The sequence below is a fragment of the Arthrobacter sp. BPSS-3 genome, assembly GCF_044628475.1.
GTDB lineage: Bacteria > Actinomycetota > Actinomycetes > Actinomycetales > Micrococcaceae > Arthrobacter.
The window spans coordinates 1-3,598 of the sequence record NZ_JBIMMV010000020.1 but is presented as its reverse complement, the minus strand read 5'-3'; the positions used below and the strand labels follow the sequence as shown (position 1 = coordinate 3,598).

2 protein-coding genes and 2 rRNA genes are annotated in these 3,598 nt (G+C 66.5%); 2 read left to right on the top strand and 2 right to left on the bottom strand.

What is annotated here, in order from left to right; all coding sequences use genetic code 11:
• Both ACFVY3_RS17290 and ACFVY3_RS17285 read left to right on the top strand, forming a co-directional pair.
• Positions 1-280, top strand: a 280-nt coding sequence (locus tag ACFVY3_RS17290; protein ID WP_400160667.1) for a hypothetical protein, incomplete at its 5' end; no start/stop codon positions are given.
• Positions 281-494: 214 nt separating this feature from the next.
• A complete protein-coding gene (locus ACFVY3_RS17285; protein ID WP_400160666.1) occupies positions 495-3,068 on the top strand; it encodes an HAD-IC family P-type ATPase in 2,574 nt (857 codons plus the stop codon).
• Between the two features lie 66 nt (positions 3,069-3,134).
• On the opposite strand, the gene rrf is transcribed toward ACFVY3_RS17285, so the two are convergent.
• Together rrf and ACFVY3_RS17275 are read right to left on the bottom strand one after the other, a co-directional pair.
• Positions 3,135-3,251: ribosomal RNA gene (rrf, locus tag ACFVY3_RS17280) — 5S ribosomal RNA — on the bottom strand.
• 230 nt (positions 3,252-3,481) lie between these two features.
• Positions 3,482-3,598 (bottom strand): 23S ribosomal RNA (locus ACFVY3_RS17275); the annotation flags it as partial.

The window sequence follows — 3,598 nt, the reverse complement described above, 5'->3', positions numbered from 1 at the left end:
CAAACCACACCACAGGGGCGGCACGATTCGGCAATTTCAACCAATCAATAAAACAATCGGTATCAACAAACTTGGCACACTATTGAGTTCTCAAACAACAGACACACCCGGCACCACCACAACCCCATTCAGGGCCGCGACTCGCTCCGGAGCAACTTTTCAAACTTACCCGATGTCCTCCTCCGAAGCAAATTCGATTTTCTCGAACCAGATTCAGGAGATGCATCAGCCCCGGCCAAAGATAGTGGTCATTAGAATGTCCAAGATTTTGGTCTTGTAGTTTTTTGGGGGTTTGGCCGCCTCCGGTAACCGGCCTCTCGGCTGGTCTACCTCGCGGCGACTTAGAAAACAATACACCCCGATGGGCGCGTCTGCAAACCCGGGCCAAAGGGCCCTCCCCGCCCGAGGAAAACGCTGGAAATACGCGGACTTTCGGCCCTTGCAGCGGCGCAGGGGGCCACCGAAAGCCTCATCGTCGTGAAATGGCTTCCTGTATGCTGCGTCACTCCGACGTCCGCTGCGTCTACCATCGGGGTGTGAGGGCAGAACGCCGGCGCCAGGAGACAGGAACGCTGGATGCGCGTGTGCCCGCTCCCCCCGGACCCGGCCTGAATCGCCACGAGGTGGCGGACCGCGTGGAGCGGGGTCTGGACAACAAAGTGCAGGACCGGTCCAGCCGCACTCTCTGGGAGATCTTCAAAGCCAACGTCCTCACGCTCTTCAATGCCATCGTCGGGGGCAGCTTCCTGATCCTGCTGTTGCTGGGCCGGTGGCAGGACGCGCTATTCGGTCTCGCGGCCGCCGGCAACGCGGTGATCGGCGTCGTACAGGAGTTCCGTGCCAAGCGCTCCCTGGACCGGTTGGCAATCCTCGATGCCCCACAGGCGCGGGTCCTGCGTGATGGCCTGCCGTCAGTGATTCCCACCGCGGAGGTGGTGCGGGATGACGTCCTGATCCTCCGGGCAGGCGACCAGGTGACCGCCGATGCGGAGGTGATTGAGTCCTCGGGGCTCGAGGCGGACGAATCCCTGCTGACGGGTGAGTCCGACCCCGTGGACAAGGCCACCGGGTCTGAGGTGTTGTCCGGATCCCTGGTTGTTGCCGGAAGGGGCCACGCCCGGGTGGTGCGGGTGGGGGCGGAATCGTTCTCCAGCCGGATGACAGCGGATGCGCGGCGTTTCTCCCTGGTGCAGTCCGAGATCCGCAACAGCCTGAACCGTGTCCTCCGCTGGATCGCCTGGGCCATCCTGCCCGTGGCCGTACTGGTGGCTGCCGGGGAGCTGCAGGCCAGGGGCGGCTGGCAGTCCGTGACCCTCGACGGGGCATGGGTACCGGCCGTCGTCGGCGTGATCGCCAGCGTGATCGCCATGGTCCCCTTGGGTCTCGTGCTGCTGACCAGTGTGGCCTTCGCCGTCGGCGGTCTCCGCCTGGCCGCGCACAAGGTCCTGATCCAGGAGCTCGCCGCCGTCGAAGGATTGGCGAGGGTGGATGTCCTCTGTCTGGACAAGACCGGCACCCTCACCGAAGGCGGCCTCGGGTTCGACGCCGTCCACCAGTTGCTGCCGGAACCGCCGCCGGGTTGGGAGCACGCGCTGGGCTGGTTCGCCTCCGAACCGGAGGCTAATGCGACCGCGCGCAGCATGGAGCTCGCCTTCGAGGACGACGGCGGCTTCCGCTCCGTGTCCTACGTCCCGTTCTCTTCCGCCCGCAAGTGGAGCGGCGCCACGTTCGACGCCGGCACCGGCAACACCTCGACCTGGGTCCTTGGCGCCCCCGACGTCCTCCTCGCCCCAGGTAGCGGGGCAGGTGAACAGCCGGCCGGGAAGCCTGCGTCGGCGGGGGACGCCCCGGACACCGCGGCCGCCGCCCTCCACCGGGCTGGGGACCTCGCCGCCGGCGGGCTCCGTACCCTCCTCCTCGCCCAGGCATCCGCCCTGCCCCGGCAGGGAACGGACGACGGCGCGCTGCCGGCAGCCGTGCGCCCCGTGGCGCTGCTGACCTTCCGGGAACAGCCCCGGCCAGAGGCCGCAACCACCTTGGAGTACTTCCGGGCGGAGGGCGTGACGGTGAAGATCATCTCCGGCGACGAGCCCGGAACGGTTGCCGCCATAGCCCGCCGGGTGGGGCTGACGGTTCCGCACGGCGTGGATGCCCGGACCCTGCCGGAGGATCCGGAACGGCTCGCGGAGGTGATGGAGGCAAACACGGTGTTCGGCAGGGTCAGCCCCCACCAGAAGCGGGACATGGTGGCCGCCCTCCAGCGGAACGGGCACACGGTCGCCATGACCGGGGACGGCGTCAACGATGCCCTCGCCCTGAAGACCGCGGACCTTGGCATTGCCGTAAACTCGGCGTCGCCGGCCACCAAGGCCGTGGCCCGTTTGGTGCTCATGGACGGCCGCTTCGACCGGCTGCCAGAGGTGGTAGCCGAGGGCCGGCGCGTCATTGCCAACATCGAACGCGTCTCCAGCCTGTTCCTCAGCAAGACGGCCTACGCCGTGGCTATCGCCTCGAGCTTCGCGCTGCTGCAGTGGCCCTTCCCGTTCCTGCCCCGCCAGCTGTCCTTCACCGACGGACTCACCATCGGGATCCCCGCCTTCTTCCTGGCCCTGATGCCCAACGCCCGCCGCTACCGTGCCGGCTTCCTGCGGCGTTCGCTGTGGTTCTCGGTGCCGGCGGGGCTGATCGTCACAGCCTCATTGATTGCGGTCACGGCGGCGTCGACGACGGCGGGTCCGGCGCCTCGTGCGGAGGACCTTCGCTCGGCGGCGGTCCTGACCCTGTCCATCGTCGGATTGTGGATCCTCAGTGCCGTGGCGCGGCCCCTGAACGCCCGCCGGCTGAGTGTGCTCGCGGCGATGGCCGCCGCGCTGGTCGTCCTGCTGGGAGTGCCGCTGGCCCAGGACTTCTTCATTCTCGGCTGGCCGCCGCAGCCGCTGCTGCTGGCCGCGCTGGGGTCGGGTCTGGGTGGCGGGGTGTTGGTCGAGGTCCTGGCATGGCTGCACCGGCGCCGGTTCAACGGCGGCCGGCGCGAAGCCGGGGCCAGGGCGGACCCCGCGAGGCAGTAACTGGAGCGCTGGTTAAAGTGGGAGAGCCTCCAACCGTGTGGTTGGAGGCTCTCGACCTAAATGATGTTCCGGCGGTGACCTACTCTCCCACACCCTCCCGGGTGCAGTACCATCGGCGCTGTGGGTCTTAGCTTCCGGGTTCGGAATGGGACCGGGCGTTTCCCCCACGCTATGACCGCCGTAACCCTGTTACCCGTTCCCCTGGTCGTGCCGCCCGTGGTGGGGGGGCTTTCCCTGGGGTGGGAAGTCTGTGGTTACAACTCCTGCCCTGGGGCAGGTGGTGGTGTTGTATTCAATTATGGTTCGGTTCCGTGCAACACAACTCACCGGTGGTGGGTTTGTTGGTTGGGAACCACATAGTGGACGCAAGCAGTCTTGTTCTTCATACCCACCCCGATGGATCGGGGTGGTGTGTGGTGTAAGTTATCGGCCTATTAGTACCGGTCAGCTTCACGAGTCTTTAGTCCTCGCTTCCACATCCGGCCTATCAACCCAGTGGTCTGGCTGGGGGCCTCTCACACACAAGGTGT

Excerpts from the sequence above, each read along its gene's own strand:
- ACFVY3_RS17285 (WP_400160666.1), top strand. The coding sequence starts at position 495 with ATGCTGCGTCACTCCGACGTCCGCTGCGTCTACCATCGGGGTGTGAGG.